Source organism: Psychrobacter sp. 1U2, from assembly GCF_051847575.1.
The window spans coordinates 1-518 of record NZ_JBPYDC010001816.1; the positions used below are offsets into that span (position 1 = coordinate 1).

Sequence of the window (518 nt, forward strand, 5' to 3'; positions counted from 1 at the left end):
GTTGGCACCACTGACTATTTTGACGTTATCAACCCAGCGGACAAATCTGTCATTGCTCGTTGCCCAAAGGCTACCACTGCGCAGTTGAATGATGCGGTAGCAGCGGCCAAATCAGCGTTCCCTACTTGGTCGGCATTGACTTATGAGCAGCGCCGAGATCGTTTGATGCAGCTTGCTGATGCTATCGAAGATAACGCTGAGGAGCTGATGACGCTACTGACCAAAGAGCAGGGTAAGCCGACCAAAGGCTTTGCAGATCTAGGTGCAGGCTTTGAGTTTGGTGGCACACTCGCTTGGATACGCGCGACCGCCAGTATGACATTGGAGCCGCAGGTCATTCAAGATAACGACACCGCACATATAGAGCTACATCGCAAGCCACTTGGGGTAGTAGGTTCGATTACGCCGTGGAACTACCCATTGCTGATAGGTATCTGGCACATTATCCCTGCACTATTGACAGGTAATACAGTTGTCATGAAGCCCTCTGAGATGACCCCATTGACCGTATTACGATT

Annotated in this window: 1 protein-coding gene; it reads left to right on the plus strand. The window is 50.8% G+C overall.

Features of this window, described 5'->3' with window-relative positions:
- Positions 1–518: aldehyde dehydrogenase family protein (locus tag ACS8FD_RS24555; protein WP_439277764.1), on the plus strand; the 518-nt coding region annotated here is incomplete at both ends.